The sequence below is a fragment of the Chryseobacterium sp. MYb328 genome (genome assembly GCF_037572595.1).
Taxonomy (GTDB): Bacteria; Bacteroidota; Bacteroidia; order Flavobacteriales; family Weeksellaceae; genus Chryseobacterium; species Chryseobacterium pennae.
This window is the reverse complement of sequence record NZ_JBBGZQ010000005.1, coordinates 195,559-214,250: the sequence shown is the minus strand read 5'-3', so window position 1 is coordinate 214,250 and position 18,692 is coordinate 195,559. Positions and strand designations below refer to the sequence as shown.

Here is an 18,692-nt window from a genome sequence, read left to right as displayed (position 1 = left end):
CGTATTTTTGTACAAACAAAAAATTGAATGGACTTTAGATATCAGGATCCGTATCCAATTCAGAAAGATGATACGGTGTATAAAAAGCTTACATCAGATTACGTAAAGGTTGAAAAACTGGGTGACAGAGAAATTTTAACAGTTGACCCAAAAGGATTGGAACTATTGGCTGAAGAAGCTATGGCAGACGTTTCTTTCATGTTGCGTTCTTCCCACCTGGAAAGCCTTAAAAGAATCATTGATGATCCTGAAGCTACCGACAATGACCGATTCGTTGCGTATAACTTGTTACAAAATGCTGCAGTAGCTGCGGAAGGAGCACTTCCTTCTTGTCAGGATACAGGAACAGCAATTGTAATGGGTAAAAAAGGAGAAAATGTATACACAGGAGTGGATGATGGTGAATTCTTAAGCCGTGGAATCTACAATACTTACCAAAAAAGAAACTTAAGATATTCTCAGGTTGTTCCTTTAACGATGTTTGACGAGAAAAACTCAGGATCAAACCTTCCGGCACAGATCGATATCTATGCTAAAAAAGGAGATTATTACGAATTCTTATTCCTAACAAAAGGGGGAGGTTCTGCAAATAAAACTTTCTTGTATCAAAAGACTAAATCTTTATTGAACGAGAAATCTCTGGAAGAATTCGTCAAAGAAAAGATTTCAGATCTTGGAACAGCTGCCTGCCCGCCTTATCACCTAGCATTAGTAATTGGAGGGACATCTGCTGAAGCGAACTTAGCCGCTGTAAAAAAAGCTTCTGCAAAATATTTTGACAACCTTCCAACTGAAGGTAATGAAGCAGGCCAGGCATTCAGAGACCTTGAATGGGAGGCTAAAGTTCAGAAAATCTGCCAGGAAAGTGCTATCGGAGCACAGTTTGGTGGAAAGTATCTTACACATGATGTAAGAGTAATCAGACTTCCTAGACACGCTGCTTCTTGTCCGGTAGGAATGGGCGTTTCTTGTTCAGCAGATAGAAATATCAAAGGAAAAATTACAAAAGAGGGTATCTTCCTTGAGCAATTGGAGGAGGATCCAAAAAGATTTTTACCAGCTACACCACCACATCTTGAAGAAGCGGTTGAAGTTAATCTGAATAAGCCAATGCCTGAAATACTGGCTGAGCTTTCAAAATACCCTATTAAGACAAGATTAAAACTTAACGGAACATTGATCGTAGCAAGAGATATTGCTCATGCTAAGATTAAAGAAATCCTCGACAGTGGGAAACCAATGCCGGAATATTTCAAAAACCACCCAATCTATTATGCAGGGCCGGCAAAAACACCGGAAGGAATGGCTTCAGGAAGTTTCGGGCCTACTACAGCAGGAAGAATGGACGTGTATGTGGATGAGTTCCAGAGTCATGGAGGAAGTATGATTATGCTGGCAAAAGGAAACAGAAGCAAAGATGTTGCTAATGCCTGTAACAAATACGGAGGGTTTTACCTTGGATCTATCGGTGGACCTGCAGCTATCCTGGCAAAAGATAATATTGTATCTGTAGATGTAGTAGACTTCCCTGAACTGGGAATGGAAGCAGTAAGAAAAATCGAAGTAAAAGACTTCCCGGCGTTCATCATTACTGATGATAAAGGAAATGATTTCTTCGCTGACCTTGCCCATTAATCAGAATAAAAAGACCTTGAGAGTGGAGATATAAGATGTTGTATAAGTCTTAAATCTCCTGTCTCATAGGCTTGAAATCTATATAGAATTAAAATAAATTAAAAAATAGAGCCAGTATCTTTTGTGTAAAAAGGAAAAAAGCTTTATTTTTGCCTAAAATCTTTAAGAGAATGATAACTATTTTATCAGCATTTTGGCCGTTCTACCAGTTCCTTTGGACAGTATTTTTCATTACTATGTTTTTAGTAGGGTTCTGGTGTATTTTTATGTTCTTCGGATTAGTAATCCCAATGTGGCTAACTGAAGGTTTGAAAGAGTACTTCGGAAAAGTGAAGCCTTTCGATCCTGAAGATATCAGAAGAAAGCTTATTACTGAGCAGGAAGGTGTAGAGACTATCTATAGCCAGCCTAAAGGAAACGGACCTTTCCTTCACGATCACGGACATCATCATTAATTGATTGTCATTGCTTTTTCACCTGAATTCTGAAAAAGTAATATCAAAGCAAAACAACATATATAAACCGCTTAATTTTTTAAGCGGTTTTTCTATTTATTGTTCCTAAGATGTTCCGGTGATATTCCAAACTTCTTTTTAAAGGCCCTGGTGAAATTCTGTAGGTATTCATAGCCGCATTCAATGGCAATCTCTTTTATCATAATGTCTTTGTCTGTAATAAGTTTTCGGGCTTTCAGCATTCTGAGTTCAGAAATGTAATGGGCAATCGTTGTGTGATATTCCGCTTTAAATTCCTTTCTGATAAGGTTTTGATTCATACCGATCAGCTTTCCGATTTCTTCTGCTTTTATATTCCGGTGATAATTTTCATCAATGAATCTTTTTATCATTTCGGGAGTTTTTGAAGTTGTCTCCATTCTGTTTTCTTTATTGAACTGTTCAAAAATGAGGATAAGGAGCTTGATGATCTTTGCTTCAATGAATAGTTTCTGCATCACTCCCTTTTTAGAATAGCTTAATATCTCCTTTACAATGATATGCATTTCAACAGTCATGGTAGGAGGTGTAGTGTCCTGAAGAAAGATAAAGTGATTATGGATCATGTTTTTCAGAATTTCCTCACCTTCTCTGTTAGATTTCGGGTTGATAAGATTTGAAATATATTGATATTGAAGCTGAATATGAAGGTATTTCAGTTGCTCATCACTATCTGTCCATATTTCTGCCTTACTTTTCTGAGGTGAATAGTAAAGAATATACTGATTCTTGTTAAATAAGAATGCTTCAGTACAGTTATGAGCCTTTAGATGAATATCCGGACTTAATAAAAAAAGGAGATTGAAACTTGATGTCCTTTCTAAAAGGTCCGTTTTTGAAAACCTTTCTACATTTGGTACGTTCTGAACGACAATTTCAATGTTTTCAGAACTGAACACAATTTCATTTTTCGGTTGATTCCCCATACAACACTCTTTTACAGCCATAGTACCACTTAAAGCACGCTTCATAGGATAACTAAAAGTTGGGAAATGATAACCCGGAATTAATTACGTAAGGTACTTTTGTGCAAAATTAAATTAAATTTAGAATAAATAAAAATAATATTAATGATTGAAGATTTATATTTTGCAGTGCGAAATCTGGGAATAGGGATATTGTTGTTGACAGGAAGTGCGTTGAATGCCCAGCAAACCTGTACTAATACAAATCCTGGAGGTAATCCTGGCGATATTGGGTGTGTGAGCTTTACTTATCATGGGCAAGCAATCACTTATACTACAGTAAGGTCAGCGGATGGAAATATCTGGCTTCAGCAAAACTTAGGAAGTGAAAGAGTTGCAGAATCTATGGATGACGAAAAATCATATGGAGATCTGTTTCAATGGGGAAGATGGGATGACGGGCATCAGTTGCGAACATCTTCCACAACCTCAGCTCCTTCTGTCAATTCTCCGGATGGCTTACAGGGAAGTTCTTTTATTACAGGATCTCCTGCGTGGTGGTCAACGAATGGACTTAGTGATCAATGGACAGGTACAGGGTTCTCAGAAATAACAGAGACTGTTGGAGTTGATCCATGTATGGCAATAGGTGATGGCTGGAGATTACCTACCCAGGCAGATTGGGCAGATATTGTTCAGGCAGAGGGAATTCACTCACCTTCAAAAGCCTATGATGGAAATTTGAAATTACCAATGGGAGGTTTTCGTGGTTCCTCAGATGGAGGTTTTACTTCTGCCGGGCAAAAAGGATACTTCTGGAGTTCTACTCCTACGGGAATTGGAGGGAAATATCTGTATATAGGAACTACGGTGACGAATGCCTCTGCAGGAGCTCCAAGAGGACAGGGGGCTTCAGTAAGATGCATGAAAGTAGCATCAGAATTAGGAACTTCAGATATCAATCTCAAGAAAAAGAATGTTGAGGTTTTCCCAAACCCGGTAAAAGGAATCCTTACCGTTAAAAGTGATTCTGTGATTGAAGGAATAAAGATAATCAATGCCGTTGGGCAGAGTTTAGGAAATTCATTTTCAAATAATCAGATCGATATGAATAATCTTCCCTCAGGCTTATATATGATAGAATTAAAATTAAAGAACGGAGAATCTGTGGTAAAGAAAATTATGAAGAATTAATTTTTTTAACATTTAAATCAATATATCTGATTGATTTCCGTTACATACAATAGTTCATTACAATTACTTTTATTGAAAGGCTCATGGAATTTTTTCATGGGCCTTTTTTATGATTTACTGATATTTCTTTCCTTAAAATAGAATAAATTCCTCATGGTGAAGAAAAATTAATATTATATTCGATAAAAATAAAGATATGAAAAATTTCTATTCCGTTGTTTTACTATTCATTACAATGGTTGTTTTTGGGCAGATTAACTATACGGTTTCACCCAATCCGTTTAATGAAACAGATACAGTTACCCTTACAGTTCCCGGTGATCAGATAGATGAATCAGCATGGGGAGTAACCAATAATTCAATTTATATCTGGTCCTGGTCATTCGATACCAATTATCAGAACAGTCAGGATTGTACAACCAACGGAAGCTGGAATAATTCTAATGATTTAAATAAGCTTACTTATAATGATGTAACAGATACCTATTCTCTGACATTGACGCCTACTGCTTTTTTTGGAAGAACAGGAATCGGAAGGTTTGGATTTTTATTAAAAGATAAAACCGGATTACATCAGACTTCACCCGATATTTTTGTCAATGTAGGAGTCCTGAACTTAAGTTTGACCAATCCTGCAGCAAATAGCCTTACAACAGTTCCAGCAGGAAATTCAATCAATATCACTGCAACAACGAATGTGAATGCTAATTTCCAGCTTAAAGCCAACGGAACAGTAGTCAACTCTACATCTACATCCTCTCAGTCTTATTCTTACAATTATATAGTTTCAGAGGATAGTAATATGGAACTTGTTGCTATGGAAGGAAGCCTTTCTAAAAATGCGACATTCATATTGCAGGTTCCCAGAAATGTGGTTTCTGAAGCCATTCCGAACTGGATCAGACAGGGAATAAATTATGATCCGGCAGATCAGACTAAAGTTGGATTAGCTCTTTATGCACCTCACAAAAACTTTATTCACGTGATCGGAAGTTTCAATAACTGGGCGGTGAATGATACCTACCTGATGAAACGGGATACTGCCAATCCGGATCTTTACTGGATAGAGCTGAACGGATTGACTCCACAGCAGCTCTATACATTCCAGTACAGAACGAATGATTTGAGAAAAGTAGCTGATCCTTATTCTTCTCAGATTTTATCTTCTTATGATGATCAGTGGATCTCAGCTTCCACTTATCCTAATCTTCCTGCATTTCCAGCCGGACAGGGCTTTGAAGTTTCAACATTCAAAACAGGGCAGACTCCTTACAACTGGCAGGCGACCAATTTTCAAAGACCTGCAAAGGAAGATCTTGTGGTGTATGAACTGCTGCTAAGAGATTTTACACAGGAAAAAAACTGGCAGTCTCTGATCAACAAAATCTCTTATTTAAAAAACTTAAAAATCAATGCCATTGAATTGCTTCCGATTATGGAATTTGACGGAAACCTTTCATGGGGATACAATACTTCTTTTCATTATGCTTTAGATAAAGCTTATGGAACACCGGAGAAATTCAAAGAATTTGTTGATCTGTGCCATCAGAATGGGATTGCTGTCATTCTTGATGTCGCTTTTAACCATGCAACAGGACGTTCTCCCTTGGCGAGACTTTGGAATATAGATCCGGACGGCGATGGTTACGGTGATGTGGCAGCTAATAACCCTTATTTTAATCAGGTTCCGAAACATTCTTATAATGTTTTTAATGATTTTAACCATACAAGTCCTTCAACTCAATATTACGTTGAAAGATGTCTTCAGCAGTGGCTTACAGAATATCATATTGATGGATTCCGTTGGGATTTAACGAAAGGTTTCACCCAAAACTGTTCTGAAAACGATGAAAACTGCACCAATGCCTATCAGCAGGATAGAGTGGATATTATGAAGAATTATGCGGATAAACAATGGGCAATTGACCCTAATTCTTATATGATATTTGAACACCTGGGAACAGATCAGGAAGAACAGCAATGGGCAAATTATAGAGTAGCAGAAGGAAAAGGAGTAATGCTTTGGAATAAACAGACAGAACCCTATAATCAGAATACAATGGGATATAAAGAAAACAGCAGTTACGACCGTATGAATCACAATCTTCATGGTTTTGCAGAAATGCGTGCAGTAGGATATGGTGAGAGTCATGATGAAGAAAGACTGATGTTTAAAAACCTGGCTTATGGAGCTGTTAATGGAAGTTACAGTGTGAAGAACTTGAATACAGCTTTAGAAAGAATGAAAACATTCGGAGCAACATTCTTTACCATTCCCGGTCCAAAAATGATCTGGCAGTTTGGAGAGCTGGGCTATGAATTCAGTATCAACAGGTGTGCGGATGGAAGCATCAACAACGGCTGTAGAACTGATGAAAAGCCTGTTGCGTTTACCTTAGGATATGATACTGATGCCAATAGAAAAGCAGTTTATGATACTTGGTCGAAGATTATCGATATCAGAAATACCAACCCTGTATTCAAATCAAAAACATACAGTATAGAATCAAATAATCTGGCCAACGATCCGGATGGATTGATCACGAGAATCTATGTCTATGACAACACTATTAACGGAATGAAAAATGTAGTAGTTCTTGCCAATTATTCCACTTCTGTACAAAATGTAATTCCTTATTTCCCTTACGTTGGGCAATGGAAAAATTTGATGGATGATACCTTTTCAAATATTAGCTCTACAATTGCTCCGATTACTTTACAGCCAGGAGAATTCAGAATTTTTGGAAATTCTGCCGGAACTTTATCTACTTCTGATGTGAATGCTACCAACAAACTATCTCTTCAGATTGCTGATAACCCCATTAAAAATGGCTCTGCAAAATTAATTTTTAATAAAGCTAAAAATGGAGAAATTCTTATTTTCGATATGAGTGGTAAAAAACTGGATGCATTCAAACTGGATAAAGAAAACGGAAACTATGAGCTGAAGGTTAATTATCCACCAGGAACCTATCTGGTTCATCTGAAATCAGAAACCGGAGTGGCTATTCAAAAGATGATTGTCAAATAAATACAAAGGCCAATTTGCAGACCAGCAGATTTGCCTTTTTTCTTTTGGGTGATTCTTCAATTTTTGCAGATTTGAAAAATTAGTCTACCTTTGCACTAGATTTATCAAGAAAGGTGGAGGGATTTGGCCCAATGAAACCTTAGCAACCTACACGATTCCAAAAGTGTAAAGGTGCTAATTCCAACCCGATGGGGAGATAAGTGAAGTCAATATTTCTTATATGAATTCCATTTCTTGAAGTCTTGTGTATCTGCAGTATAATCTGTAGAAGAATATTTAATTGGCAAGAATAAAGATGAAAAAATTAAGCACCGCTGTATTACTGATAGGGACAATTTTGGTCGCTGCCCAGGAGCAGGAGGAAAAAGGAAAACAAATCGAAGACATTATCATCGTCGGAAACCGTAACGTCAAAAGAACAAAGCTGGAGACACCTGTTCCTGTAGATGTGATCAATATTGATAAAATTCAGAAATCATCTCCACAAATGACGGCTCAGGATCTTCTGAATTATGTGATCCCTTCATTTAATTCTGTGAGACAATCCGCCTCTGATGGGACGGAGCATATTGATCCGGTAACATTAAGAGGTATGGGGCCGGATCAGGTTTTAGTATTGCTTAATGGGAAAAGAAGGCATACAACTTCCCTGGTCAATTATCAGAATACAATAGGGAACGGATCTGTAGGAACGGATTTAAGTACTATTCCTGTCATTGCTATTGAAAAAATTGAAGTGTTAAGAGATGGTGCTGCAGCACAATATGGTTCTGATGCCATCGCAGGAGTAATTAATATTATTTTAAAAAAGAATGCAGGGGCTTCTGCAAGCTTAACCTATGGATTAAGTGGAAGAAATGATGGGGATACTTACCAGGCGGGAGTGAATTATGGAACTTCTTTGGGTAAAAATGATGGGTTTATCAATCTTTCATTGCAGCTAAGTCACAGAGGAAAAACCACGAGAACCCAAAATCATGATCTTGATATTTACGGGAATAATTTTGCCTATGAATTTGCAGATAATCCGGATGTTGCAAGACAAAATGATGATGATGAGATCAGAAAAAGAGGATTGACAAGAGATGACTTTAATTTCCAGATCGGAGACGCGCAAATCAGACAGGGGCAATTGTTTTTCAATTCAGAATATCCTTTGAATGATAACTTTAAATTCTATTCCTTTGGTGGTTTCAGTATTAAAGAAGGAAAAGGATATGGCTTCAGAAGGCTTCCGAATGAAAGTTTTAATATTGTGAAAGAAATCTACCCCAACGGTTTTCAGGCAGTCCTGAATTCTCAGATTTATGATATTTCTTATGCTGTGGGTGCTAAATATAATGTCAACAGCTGGCTGATTGATCTGAGTAATACATTCGGAAGCAATACATTCAATTACAACGTTGGCAATACCAATAATGCTTCTCTGGGAATAAAATCTCCCACCCGTTTTTACGCAGGGGCACACAGTTTTCTACAAAATACCGTTAATCTTGACGTTTCAAAGAAGATAAAAAACTTCAATATTGCCTTTGGGGGAGAATTCAGGTTTGAGCAGTATCAGATCAAAGCGGGAGATGAAGCTTCCTATACCCAATATGATGAGAACGGCAATGTTGCCACAAAAGATTCTAAAGTGATCGGAGCAGGAGGTTCACAATCTTTTATTGGTTTTTCACCGGATAATGCTTTGAAAAAAGACAGGCACTCAACAGCAGTATATGCTGATGTTTCCTATGATTTGGATAAAAAACTCAATATTGATGCTGCTGCAAGGTTTGAAAACTATTCAGACTTCGGAAATACCCTGAATGGAAAGTTAGCAGTGAGATACGAGTTTGTGAAAAACTATGCGGTGCGGGCGGCAGTAGGAACAGGGTTTAGAGCTCCGTCACTTCAGCAGCAGTATTTTAATAATTCTTATGCCGATATCTCCACTTCAGGAGATGGTATTGTAAGAAAAGGGATTTTTAATAATGAAAGCATCGCCGCACAGGTTCTGGGATTTGATAAATTAAAACAGGAAACATCAGTAAACGGAAGTGTGGGATTCACCTTACAACCTGCTAAAGGGCTTTTCATTACGGTAGACGGATATATCATTAAAGTGAAAGACAGAATAGTAATTACCAGTAACATTACAGACTCCAGATTATCTGATATTTCAGTGGTAGGAGAAGGAAATGCGGTAGAAAGCGGCAGATTCTTTGCGAACGCAGTTGATACCGAAACGAAAGGAGTAGATGTAGTTGTTTCCTATGACTGGAAGCTTGGTGGCGGAAACTTAAATATCAATCTTGCCGGAAATTATACAGAGACAAAAATTACAGACTTTCACTTTCCTGATAAATTAGAAACTCCTCAGAATGAATTCTTTGGTCCGGATCAGATTAATATTATTGAAACCTTATCACCCAAGACAAAAGCTTCATTAGGACTTACCTATGGAATCGGAAAGCTCAATTTTCTCGTAAGAAATACCTACTTTGGTAAAGTAATAAGAGATGGCTTCCCTTTCGGAATCGTTCAGGAGTTTTCTCCAAAAGTGGTTACAGATGTGAGTGTAGGATATGATATCACAAAAAATATTAATCTTACTGTGGGGGCAAACAATGTATTGGATGTCTTCCCGGACCTTCAGACCTATAAAAATTCATACTATGGAGTATTCAAATATGCGCCGGTTCAGATGGGAACGCTGGGGAGTTATTTCTTCGGAAGGCTTAATTTTAATTTTTAATAAGTAAATGAGTACTGCTTCACATCAGATCGGCTGGAAAACAGCTGCTGCCATTGTTGTTTCTAATATGATAGGAACCGGGATTTTTACTACCCTGGGCTTTCAGTTATCCGATATTACCAATACCTACAGTATTTTTCTGTTATGGGCAATCGGAGGTGTTCTGGCTTTATTCGGGGCTTTCTGTTATGCGGAATTAGGATCTCATTTTAAAGGAAACGGTGGCGACTTTATTTATCTTAAAGAAACCTATCATCCTTTATTCGGATACCTGATAAGCTGGATTTCCCTTATTATTGGCTTTTCTTCACCTGTAGCACTGGCGGCTCTGGCTATGTCGAAATATCTGTCTGTATTTGAGTATTCATTTGGAAATGGTTTTGCAATTGCCGCCATATTTTTGGTGGCCATTACTTTATCATTCAGTTTAAAGACTTCAAGCCGGTTTCATAATTTTTTTACCTTTATCAAGATTGCCTTTATCATTGTGCTTGTGATCCTGGGAGTTGGATTATCAGACTCTCCACAAATCGGAAACAGTCTGAACTTCAGTGATAGCTGGCAGAATGAGATTATGCTTCCCGCTTTTGCTACCTCATTGGTTTTCGTAACGTATTCTTATACCGGTTGGAATTCCGCATCCTATATTGCCGGGGAAATAAAAGATGTTCAGAAGAGCCTTCCTAAATCATTAATTATAGGAACTGTTTTTGTGACAGTAAGTTATATTCTTGTTAACTATATTATGCTAAAACATGCTCCAGTAAGCCAATTAGCGGGAAAAGAAGATGTAATGGGAGAGGCGGCAGTGAATATGTTTGGACTTTCCTTTGGAAAAATTGTGAATGTCTTTATCGCATTACAGCTTATTGCAACCATCAGTGGATATTTATGGGTAGGATCAAGGCTTACGCAGGCTTTTGCAAAAGAAACCCGTATCTGGAAGCCTCTTTCAGTAGGAAATAAAAAAGGAATTCCGGTAAGGGCCATCTTTGCCCATGCAGTGATTGCTACGATCATTATCTTAACCGGGAGTTTCAAAGAAATTTTCGTTTATACTGCTTTTATCCTTCAATTATTTGCAAGTTTGGCAATTTCAACGGTGTACTTTCTTAAAAAGAAAGATAGAAAGATATTTAAATCCAATACCTTTTATATTTTTCCTACCGTTTTTCTTCTATTCAGTTTTTATATCCTTTATTTTACCTTTATTCATAACCCTAAAGAAAGTTTAATAGGGCTGGGAATTATTGCAGTAGGACTTATTTTATACTGGATAGACAGAAGACTTTCCAAAGGAATTTAAAGGAATATTGAAAACATACAGAAGCTGATAGACCCATTTGTAAATGTATCTTTTTACCGTTTTGTTCCCTTGATCCCTAATGCTCAAAAATTTATACTTTAATTTTGAATTTTTAATTCTTATCTTTGCACCCACAAAAATTCGACAATGTCTAAATCATTAATTCCAAAATTAGAAGCTATAAAACAAAGATATAATGAGGTTGCAGACCTTATTATACAGCCTGATGTCATTTCAGACCAAAAAAGATATTCTTCTTTGAACAAAGAATACAGTGATTTGGGGAAAATTGTAAGAGTTTACGATCAGTATAAAGGTGCTTTAGACAGCATTGAAGAATCTGACGAAATTATTGCGGATGGCTCAGACAGAGATCTTGTAGATCTTGCCAAAGAAGAAAAGCTGGAAGCTCAGTCCAAAATTCCTGGGTTAGAAGAAGAACTTAAAGTTCTGTTGATCCCTAAAGACCCTGCAGATGACAAAAACGTTATCGTTGAATTACGTGCCGGAACTGGTGGTGACGAAGCAGCAATCTTTGTGGAAGATGTTTACAGGATGTATACCATGTATTTCAAAACAAAAGGATGGAGACATGAAGTGACAGATTCCAATGAAGCAGCAAAAGGATACAAGGAATTGATCATGAAAGTGGAAGGGGAAGGTGTGTACGGAATCATGAAATTCGAATCAGGAGTTCACCGTGTACAGCGTGTACCGGAAACAGAATCCCAGGGTAGAGTTCATACTTCTGCCATTACTATAGCCGTTTTACCGGAAGCAGAAGAAGTAGACTTCGAGCTGAATCCTGCAGATATTGAAATGCAGACATCCCGTTCAGGAGGAGCCGGAGGTCAGAACGTAAACAAAGTTGAAACGAAAGTACAGCTGACTCACAAGCCTTCAGGAATGGTAGTGGTTTGTCAACAGGCTCGTTCTCAGCTGGCTAACCGTGAGTTGGCAATGGAAATGCTAAGAACCAAACTATACGATATTGAACTTCAAAAAGTACAGGGAGATATTGCGGCACAACGTAAATCTATGGTTTCTACAGGTGACCGTTCTGCAAAGATCAAAACGTACAACTATCCACAGGGAAGAGTAACAGATCACAGAATCAACAAGTCTATGTATAATCTGGATGCCTACATGAATGGAGATATTTCTGAAATGATTGATGCCGTAATTATGGCAGAGAATGCAGAAAAAATGAAAGGAGAAGAAGAAAACTATTAAAAGTTTCAAAAAATAAAACGAAGCCTCTGATTTTTTCAGGGGCTTTTCTTTTAACCATAACAATGAATTCAAAATATAAACTATGAAAAATTACAAAATTATTTTTTTACTGTTGCTTACCATGATGGGGCAGAACCTTATAGCACAGACAGAAGTAAAGAAGCCAAAAGAAGTATTTGAACTTTTCTTTGGATCTTTTTTGAATAATGATGAAGCCACACGTCTTAAACTGAATGATTATCTGAGACCTACCGTTGAAGGAAAAGACGCTTTTGATATCAACTTTAAAGAAAATGCAGAAGACATGGTAAAGACAAGTGCAGAGAGTTTTCTGTCTGTATTTCCAAAAGCAGCCGCTTCAGCCTGTCAGAAAGAAGCTGAAGATTATTTCAAAGTCTTATTTACCAATTTCAGGAATGCTAAACTTACCATTAAGAGTATTAATGTTGTTCAGAATGAATATATAGAAGATCAGAAAATTGCTGAGGTGAAGTATACTGTAAGTTTTAAGATACCTGCCACTCCAACACCGGAACCAAAGGTAGAACCTAAAAAAATAAAAGCTGATGATCTGAAAAAATATATACTTCAAATGACTCAGAATTTTAGCAATGCTGATAAAACAATCACTACAGATCAGGAATTTAGTTTATATGAACTGAAGGAAGGCGATAAAATCTATTACTGGAATGGAAGTCCGGATCAAATTGTAACCAATCTTACTGATTTCTATTTTGATAGCCTATAGTCAGTGTTAAACTGATTAATAACTCATTAAATAAGTAAAAGTCTCGCGAAAACGGGACTTTTTTTATTTCACATACTTTATGTATTTTTGGTAAAAACTGTTCAGTATGAATTTTAAACCTATGTTATTAACGGCTGGAGTTCTGTTTTCAGCATCTTTTTACTCTCAAACAATGAATTATCCAAAAGCATTAAAGGGTGCTCAAACCGATACTTATTTTGGAACCGCAGTTTCTGATCCGTACAGAGATCTGGAAAATGATTCTGATGCCACTAAAAAATGGGTAGATGAAGAAGTGGCTTACAGCCAGAATTATCTTTCAAAAATTCCATTCAGAGATAAAATTAAGAACCAACTGAAAGAAATCTGGAATTATGAGAAAATTTCAGCCCCTTTCAAAGAAGGAGATTACACCTATTATTCTAAAAACGATGGTTTACAGGCTCAGTCTGTTTTATACAGAACCAACAATAAAACCAAAGCTACAGAAGTATTCTTAGATCCGAATAAATTCTCAGAAAAAGGAACCACTTCATTGTCTAACCTTTCTTTTAACAAAAAAGGAACTCTTGCTGCTTATTCTATTTCTGAAGGTGGAAGTGACTGGAATAAGATCATCATCATCGATGCAGTTACCAAAAAGCAGATCGATGAGACCTTGGTGGATGTGAAATTCAGTGGAATTGCATGGCAGAATGATGAAGGTTTCTATTATTCAAGTTATGACAAACCGAAGGAAGGAACCGTACTTTCCGGAATGACAGATAAGCATAAAGTGTATTTTCACAAGCTTGGAACAAAGCAGTCTGAAGATAAACTGATCTTTGGAGGAGAGAAAACACCAAGAAGATATTTGGGAGCCAGTGTTTCAGATGATCAGAGATATTTAATCATTTCAGCTGCCAATGCAACCAACGGAAATGAGTTATTTATCAAAGATTTGAAAAAAGGAGGAGACTTTGTACAGATTAATAAAGGATTTGATATCAATGCTCGTATTGTAGATACTCAGGGAGATGAGCTTTTTATTTCGACAGATAAAGATGCTCCGAACATGCGTCTTGTAAAAACTACAATCAGCAACCCGGCTCCGGAAACATGGAAAGATGTTATTCCGCAAACAGAAAATGTATTGGGGATATCTTCAGGGGGCGGATACTTCTTCGCAACTTATATGGTTGATGCTATTGATCAGGTAAAACAGTATGATAAAACCGGAAAATTAATCAGAGAAATTACACTTCCAGGGAAAGGGAATATATCAGGTTTTGGAGGAAAAGAAAAAGAGAAAGACATTTATTACTCTTTCAGCAACTATATTACACCAGGAACTACTTATAAATTCAATGTAGATTCAGGTAAATCCGAAGTATACCAAAAACCGAACGTGAAGTTCAACCCGGATGATTATGTTTCTGAACAGGTATTCTATACTTCTAAAGACGGAACTAAAGTTCCGATGATGATCAATTATAAAAAAGGAACTAAGCTTGATGGTAAAAACCCTACTATTTTATACTCTTACGGAGGATTTAATATCAGTTTACAGCCATCTTTCTCAGTAGTGAATGCTATCTGGATGGAAAATGGTGGAATCTATGCTGTTCCAAACATCCGTGGAGGAGGTGAATATGGTAAAAAGTGGCATGACGCAGGAACAAAGATGCAGAAAAAAAACGTTTTTGAAGACTTTATTGCTGCAGGAGAATATCTACAGAGTAAAGGCTATACGTCAAAAGAATATATGGCACTTTCCGGAAGATCAAACGGAGGTCTGTTGGTAGGTGCAACCATGACTTTACGTCCTGATCTGGCAAGAGTAGCATTTCCTGGAGTTGGAGTATTGGATATGTTAAGATATAACAAATTTACAGCTGGAGCCGGATGGTCTTATGACTATGGAACTGCGGAAGACAGCAAAGAAATGTTTAATTATCTGAAATCATATTCTCCGGTACACAATGTAAAGGCAAAAACATGTTATCCATCCACAATGATCATTACCAGTGACCATGATGACAGAGTAGTTCCGGCGCACTCTTTCAAATTTGGTGCTGAGCTTCAGGAAAAACAGGCTTGTAAGAACCCTATTCTGTTACGAATTGAGAAGAATGCAGGACACGGTGCCGGAAGATCAACAGATCAGGTAATTGGTGAAAATGCAGATCTGATATCATTTGCTTTATATGAGATGGGAATAAAGAAATAATGATTAAAAAGTAAAATATTTAATGTAACGGCTAATTTTATTGAAAATTAGCCGTTTTTTTAAATGTTATTCTGATTATAATTACTATTTTTATGGCGGATATTTAAAGTTTATTAATCTTGGATTAATTAAGTAATTATGAAAAAAAGAATTTTACTGGTTTGTGCATTGGCAGCAGGACTGTCTAGCTTTAATGCACAGAGGTGGACGCCGGCCTCACAAAAAACGTCTGAAGTAAGAAAAGAAGTGGAAGTTCAGTATTCTTATAGATTGGATTTACAATCTCTTAGAAATACTTTAAAAGATGCTGTAGAAAGAGGAAGAGGCGCTCAGGCTGTAGTGGTATCTTTACCTACAGCAGAAGGGAAAATTGAGAAATTTGCAGTATATAGTGATCCTATTGTAGAGAAATCTATGGCAGATAGATATCAGTTGGGTTCGTATGTAGGTGTTGGGGTAGATGATCCTGGAAAATATGTAAGATTCAGCACTGCACCAACTCAGATGCAATCTATGATTATTAAAGATGGTAAATTCCAATTTATAGAGCCTATTACTGCAGATAAGCAAGTATATGGGGTGTTTTATAAGACAAAGAGAACAGAAGGAGAGCATGGTTTTGAATGTACGACAGAAGAGAAGAATTTTAAAGATATAAAAGCTTTAGAACTTAATGGAAAAAATAGTCTTTCTAATGTAGGAATTACAAGCAGACCATCTAGTACAACTTTCAGAACTTATAGGTTAGCTCTTTCAACAACAGGTGAATATACTAAAAAGTTTGATCCAACAGGAGGAATTACAAACACTGTTATTCAGATGCATGCTACTATGGATCGTGTAAATGGTGTTTTCCAGAAAGATTTTGGAGTTAAACTTATTATGTTGGATTTACCGGGTATTATTTTTACAGATCCTACTTCAGATCCTTATACAGGTAATTTGAATCTACAACTTCAGCAAACACTAACTACACAAGTTGGGGATATTAATTATGATATCGGGCACGTATTCAATGCAGCAGGAGGTAATGGTAATGCAGGAGGAATAGGAGTAATGTGTACTAATCCAGCAACACCAACTTCATTAGGAAAAGGGGCTGCCTTTACTCAAAATACAAACCCTGTGGGGGATTCATTTGATATTGATTATGTTGCCCATGAAATGGGACACCAATTGGGAGGTAACCATACTTTTTCCAATAAATCAGAAGGATATGGAGCCAACGTAGAGCCTGGAGGAGGAACTACTATTATGGGATATGCAGGAATTACCAGTGATAATGTTGCAATGGCTTCAGATGCATATTTTCATTATAAATCAATCGATCAGATCCTGACAAGTCTGGATGGAAAGTCAGATTGTGGGACTTCAGAAACAATTAATAATAATACTCCACCTGTAATAGGAGGACTTACTTCTTATACAGTACCTAAAGGAACAGCTTATTATCTTGATGCATCAGCTACGGACGCAGAAGGAGATGCATTTACTTATACCTGGGAGCAGAATGATAGTGTAGATGATGCAGCTTCTATCTCTGGAGACAGTGGATGGGGATATAATCCGCAAGGGGCATTGACAAGATCTTATTTTGGTACTTCAAGCGGAAGAAGATATTTCCCTAGTTTGCCAATTGTAATGTCTGGTAATCTTACGAATAAAACAATATGGGAAACAGTATCTTATATTCCAAGAACTGTAAACTATGCTGTTACGGTAAGAGATCAAAATGCTATGAGACCTATGGTGTCTTCTAAGGAAATTGCAACTGTAATCGGAAATGACGGCCCATTCAAATTTAATGGTCTTACTGCGTCTTCGATATTGTATAAAAATGCTAATAATGTTATTCAGTGGGAGGTTGCTAATACAAATATAGCTCCTTATAACTCACCGAATGTAAAAATTGAATATACAACAGATCTTGTGAATGGAGCAACATGGACTGAACTTGTTGCCTCTACTCCGAATAACGGAAGCTATACTGTGCAGATGCCAAGTACAATTACAACTCCAATTAAGTTGAGAGTATCAGCTATTGGAAATGTATTCTATGCAGTATCTCCTGCTATTACTGTGGCCGATGCTCCTGCTTCTACAACTGTTGCTCCAACGGGTGTTTCAGTAATAGATACAGAAGTATTTAAAACTACAGCTAGAGTATCTTGGAATAGTGTACCTGGTGCTACTTATTCAATCAATTATAGAAAAGGTGCTACTACAAACTGGTCAAACATGTTAAGTCAGACAAATAATGTTGTATTGACAGGTTTAGAGGATGAAACAAATTACGAAGTACAGGTTGCAGCTGTTGTAAACACTGTTCCTGGTGCATTCTCTAATAATTATGCATTTAAAACTAAGGGACTTACAACAGGGGTTGATTATTGTATATTAAATTCAGGAATTCCTGATTTTGGTATGGTGTATCAGGTGTCCTTGAATGGTACAGCAATTCATACGGATGGTTCATACAGAGCCTATAAAGATGTGAGTGATAACCCTGCTAAGACAATTAACCTAGTGAAGGGAACTACTTATAGTTTAGATGCTAGAGCAGTAGTCTCCAGTGCTTATTCTCAAATGGCAGGAAGACAATTAAGAATTAATGCCTGGATAGATTATAATAGAAATGGATTGTTTGAAGATACGGAAAGAATTTTTGGATTAGGATCAAATAATGCTCAAGTAAATGCAGCAGTTGGAGGAGCTATAAACTTTACAGTACCAGCTACAGCTTATTCAGGTGATAAAACATTAAGAATGAGAGTTGTTGGGAAGTATGGTAATACAGACCTGTCGAACCCGTGTGTTGAAATCCCTACAGGAGCTGGAGGTGTTATGGATCTTCCTGTTAAGATTAGTGCAGGAAGTCTTGCTACAGACGAAGTAAGAGGAACAAAAGCTTCATCAGAAATTTCTATCTATCCTAATCCTGCAGATACTTTCGTAGAAGTGAAAAACCTTAAAGGTAAAGCAGATTACAAAATCTACTCTGCGGATGGAAGATTAGTTCAGGAAGGTCAGATTGACGGACAAAGAATTAATGTTGCTTCATTAATCAAAGGAATGTATGTTGTTACAATCAAAAATGATCAAAACACTTACAATACTAAGCTTATTAAAAAATAGTAGTATTAAATAACTATAATGTAAAAACCCCGGATGAATTTCATCCGGGGTTTTATTTATTA

General features: G+C 37.0%; 11 protein-coding genes and 1 riboswitch. Of the genes, 10 read left to right on the top strand and 1 reads right to left on the bottom strand.

The features are described from left to right. Window positions 1–27 precede the first annotated feature (27 nt). Together WH267_RS07945 and WH267_RS07940 are read left to right on the top strand one after the other, a co-directional pair. Window positions 28–1,635 (top strand): fumarate hydratase, encoded by a 1,608-nt coding sequence (locus WH267_RS07945; RefSeq protein ID WP_340007143.1) that lies wholly within the window; start codon window positions 28–30, stop codon window positions 1,633–1,635. Between the two features lie 170 nt (window positions 1,636–1,805). Continuing rightward, a complete protein-coding gene (locus tag WH267_RS07940; protein ID WP_181575077.1) occupies window positions 1,806–2,090 on the top strand; it encodes a hypothetical protein in 285 nt (94 codons plus the stop codon). A gap of 92 nt (window positions 2,091–2,182) precedes the next feature. On the opposite strand, the gene WH267_RS07935 is transcribed toward WH267_RS07940, so the two are convergent. Beyond that, window positions 2,183–3,100, bottom strand: a complete 918-nt coding sequence (locus WH267_RS07935) for a helix-turn-helix transcriptional regulator (RefSeq protein ID WP_340007139.1) — start codon at window positions 3,098–3,100, stop codon at window positions 2,183–2,185. A 99-nt stretch (window positions 3,101–3,199) separates the two neighbouring features. On the opposite strand from WH267_RS07935, the gene WH267_RS07930 reads away from it, so the two are divergent. The 8 genes from WH267_RS07930 (at window position 3,200) to WH267_RS07895 (ending at window position 18,630) form a co-directional block, all read left to right on the top strand. Beyond that, window positions 3,200–4,228, top strand: a complete 1,029-nt coding sequence (locus WH267_RS07930) for a T9SS type A sorting domain-containing protein (RefSeq protein WP_340007137.1) — start codon at window positions 3,200–3,202, stop codon at window positions 4,226–4,228. Between the two features lie 196 nt (window positions 4,229–4,424). Next, entirely contained in the window at window positions 4,425–7,259 is a 2,835-nt protein-coding gene (locus WH267_RS07925) for an alpha-amylase family glycosyl hydrolase (protein ID WP_340007135.1), read from the top strand. A gap of 98 nt (window positions 7,260–7,357) precedes the next feature. Beyond that, a riboswitch (SAM riboswitch) is annotated at window positions 7,358–7,462 on the top strand. 92 nt (window positions 7,463–7,554) lie between these two features. Further along, entirely contained in the window at window positions 7,555–9,999 is a 2,445-nt protein-coding gene (locus WH267_RS07920) for a TonB-dependent receptor plug domain-containing protein (RefSeq protein WP_340007133.1), read from the top strand. 7 nt (window positions 10,000–10,006) lie between these two features. Further along, on the top strand, window positions 10,007–11,305 hold the full coding sequence (locus tag WH267_RS07915; protein ID WP_340007131.1) for an APC family permease: 1,299 nt from the start codon (window positions 10,007–10,009) through the stop codon (window positions 11,303–11,305). A gap of 147 nt (window positions 11,306–11,452) precedes the next feature. Continuing rightward, complete coding sequence (gene prfA / locus WH267_RS07910) at window positions 11,453–12,538, top strand: peptide chain release factor 1 (RefSeq protein ID WP_115969735.1); 1,086 nt, start codon at window positions 11,453–11,455, stop codon at window positions 12,536–12,538. 82 nt (window positions 12,539–12,620) lie between these two features. Beyond that, entirely contained in the window at window positions 12,621–13,286 is a 666-nt protein-coding gene (locus tag WH267_RS07905; RefSeq protein WP_115969737.1) for a hypothetical protein, read from the top strand. Window positions 13,287–13,392: 106 nt separating this feature from the next. Next, window positions 13,393–15,495 (top strand): prolyl oligopeptidase family serine peptidase, encoded by a 2,103-nt coding sequence (locus WH267_RS07900; protein ID WP_115969739.1) that lies wholly within the window; start codon window positions 13,393–13,395, stop codon window positions 15,493–15,495. A 138-nt stretch (window positions 15,496–15,633) separates the two neighbouring features. After that, window positions 15,634–18,630 carry a reprolysin-like metallopeptidase gene (locus WH267_RS07895; protein ID WP_340007128.1) on the top strand — a complete coding sequence of 999 codons (2,997 nt, stop codon included), beginning with the start codon at window positions 15,634–15,636 and terminating at the stop codon, window positions 18,628–18,630. The last annotated feature ends 62 nt before the right edge of the window (window positions 18,631–18,692 follow it).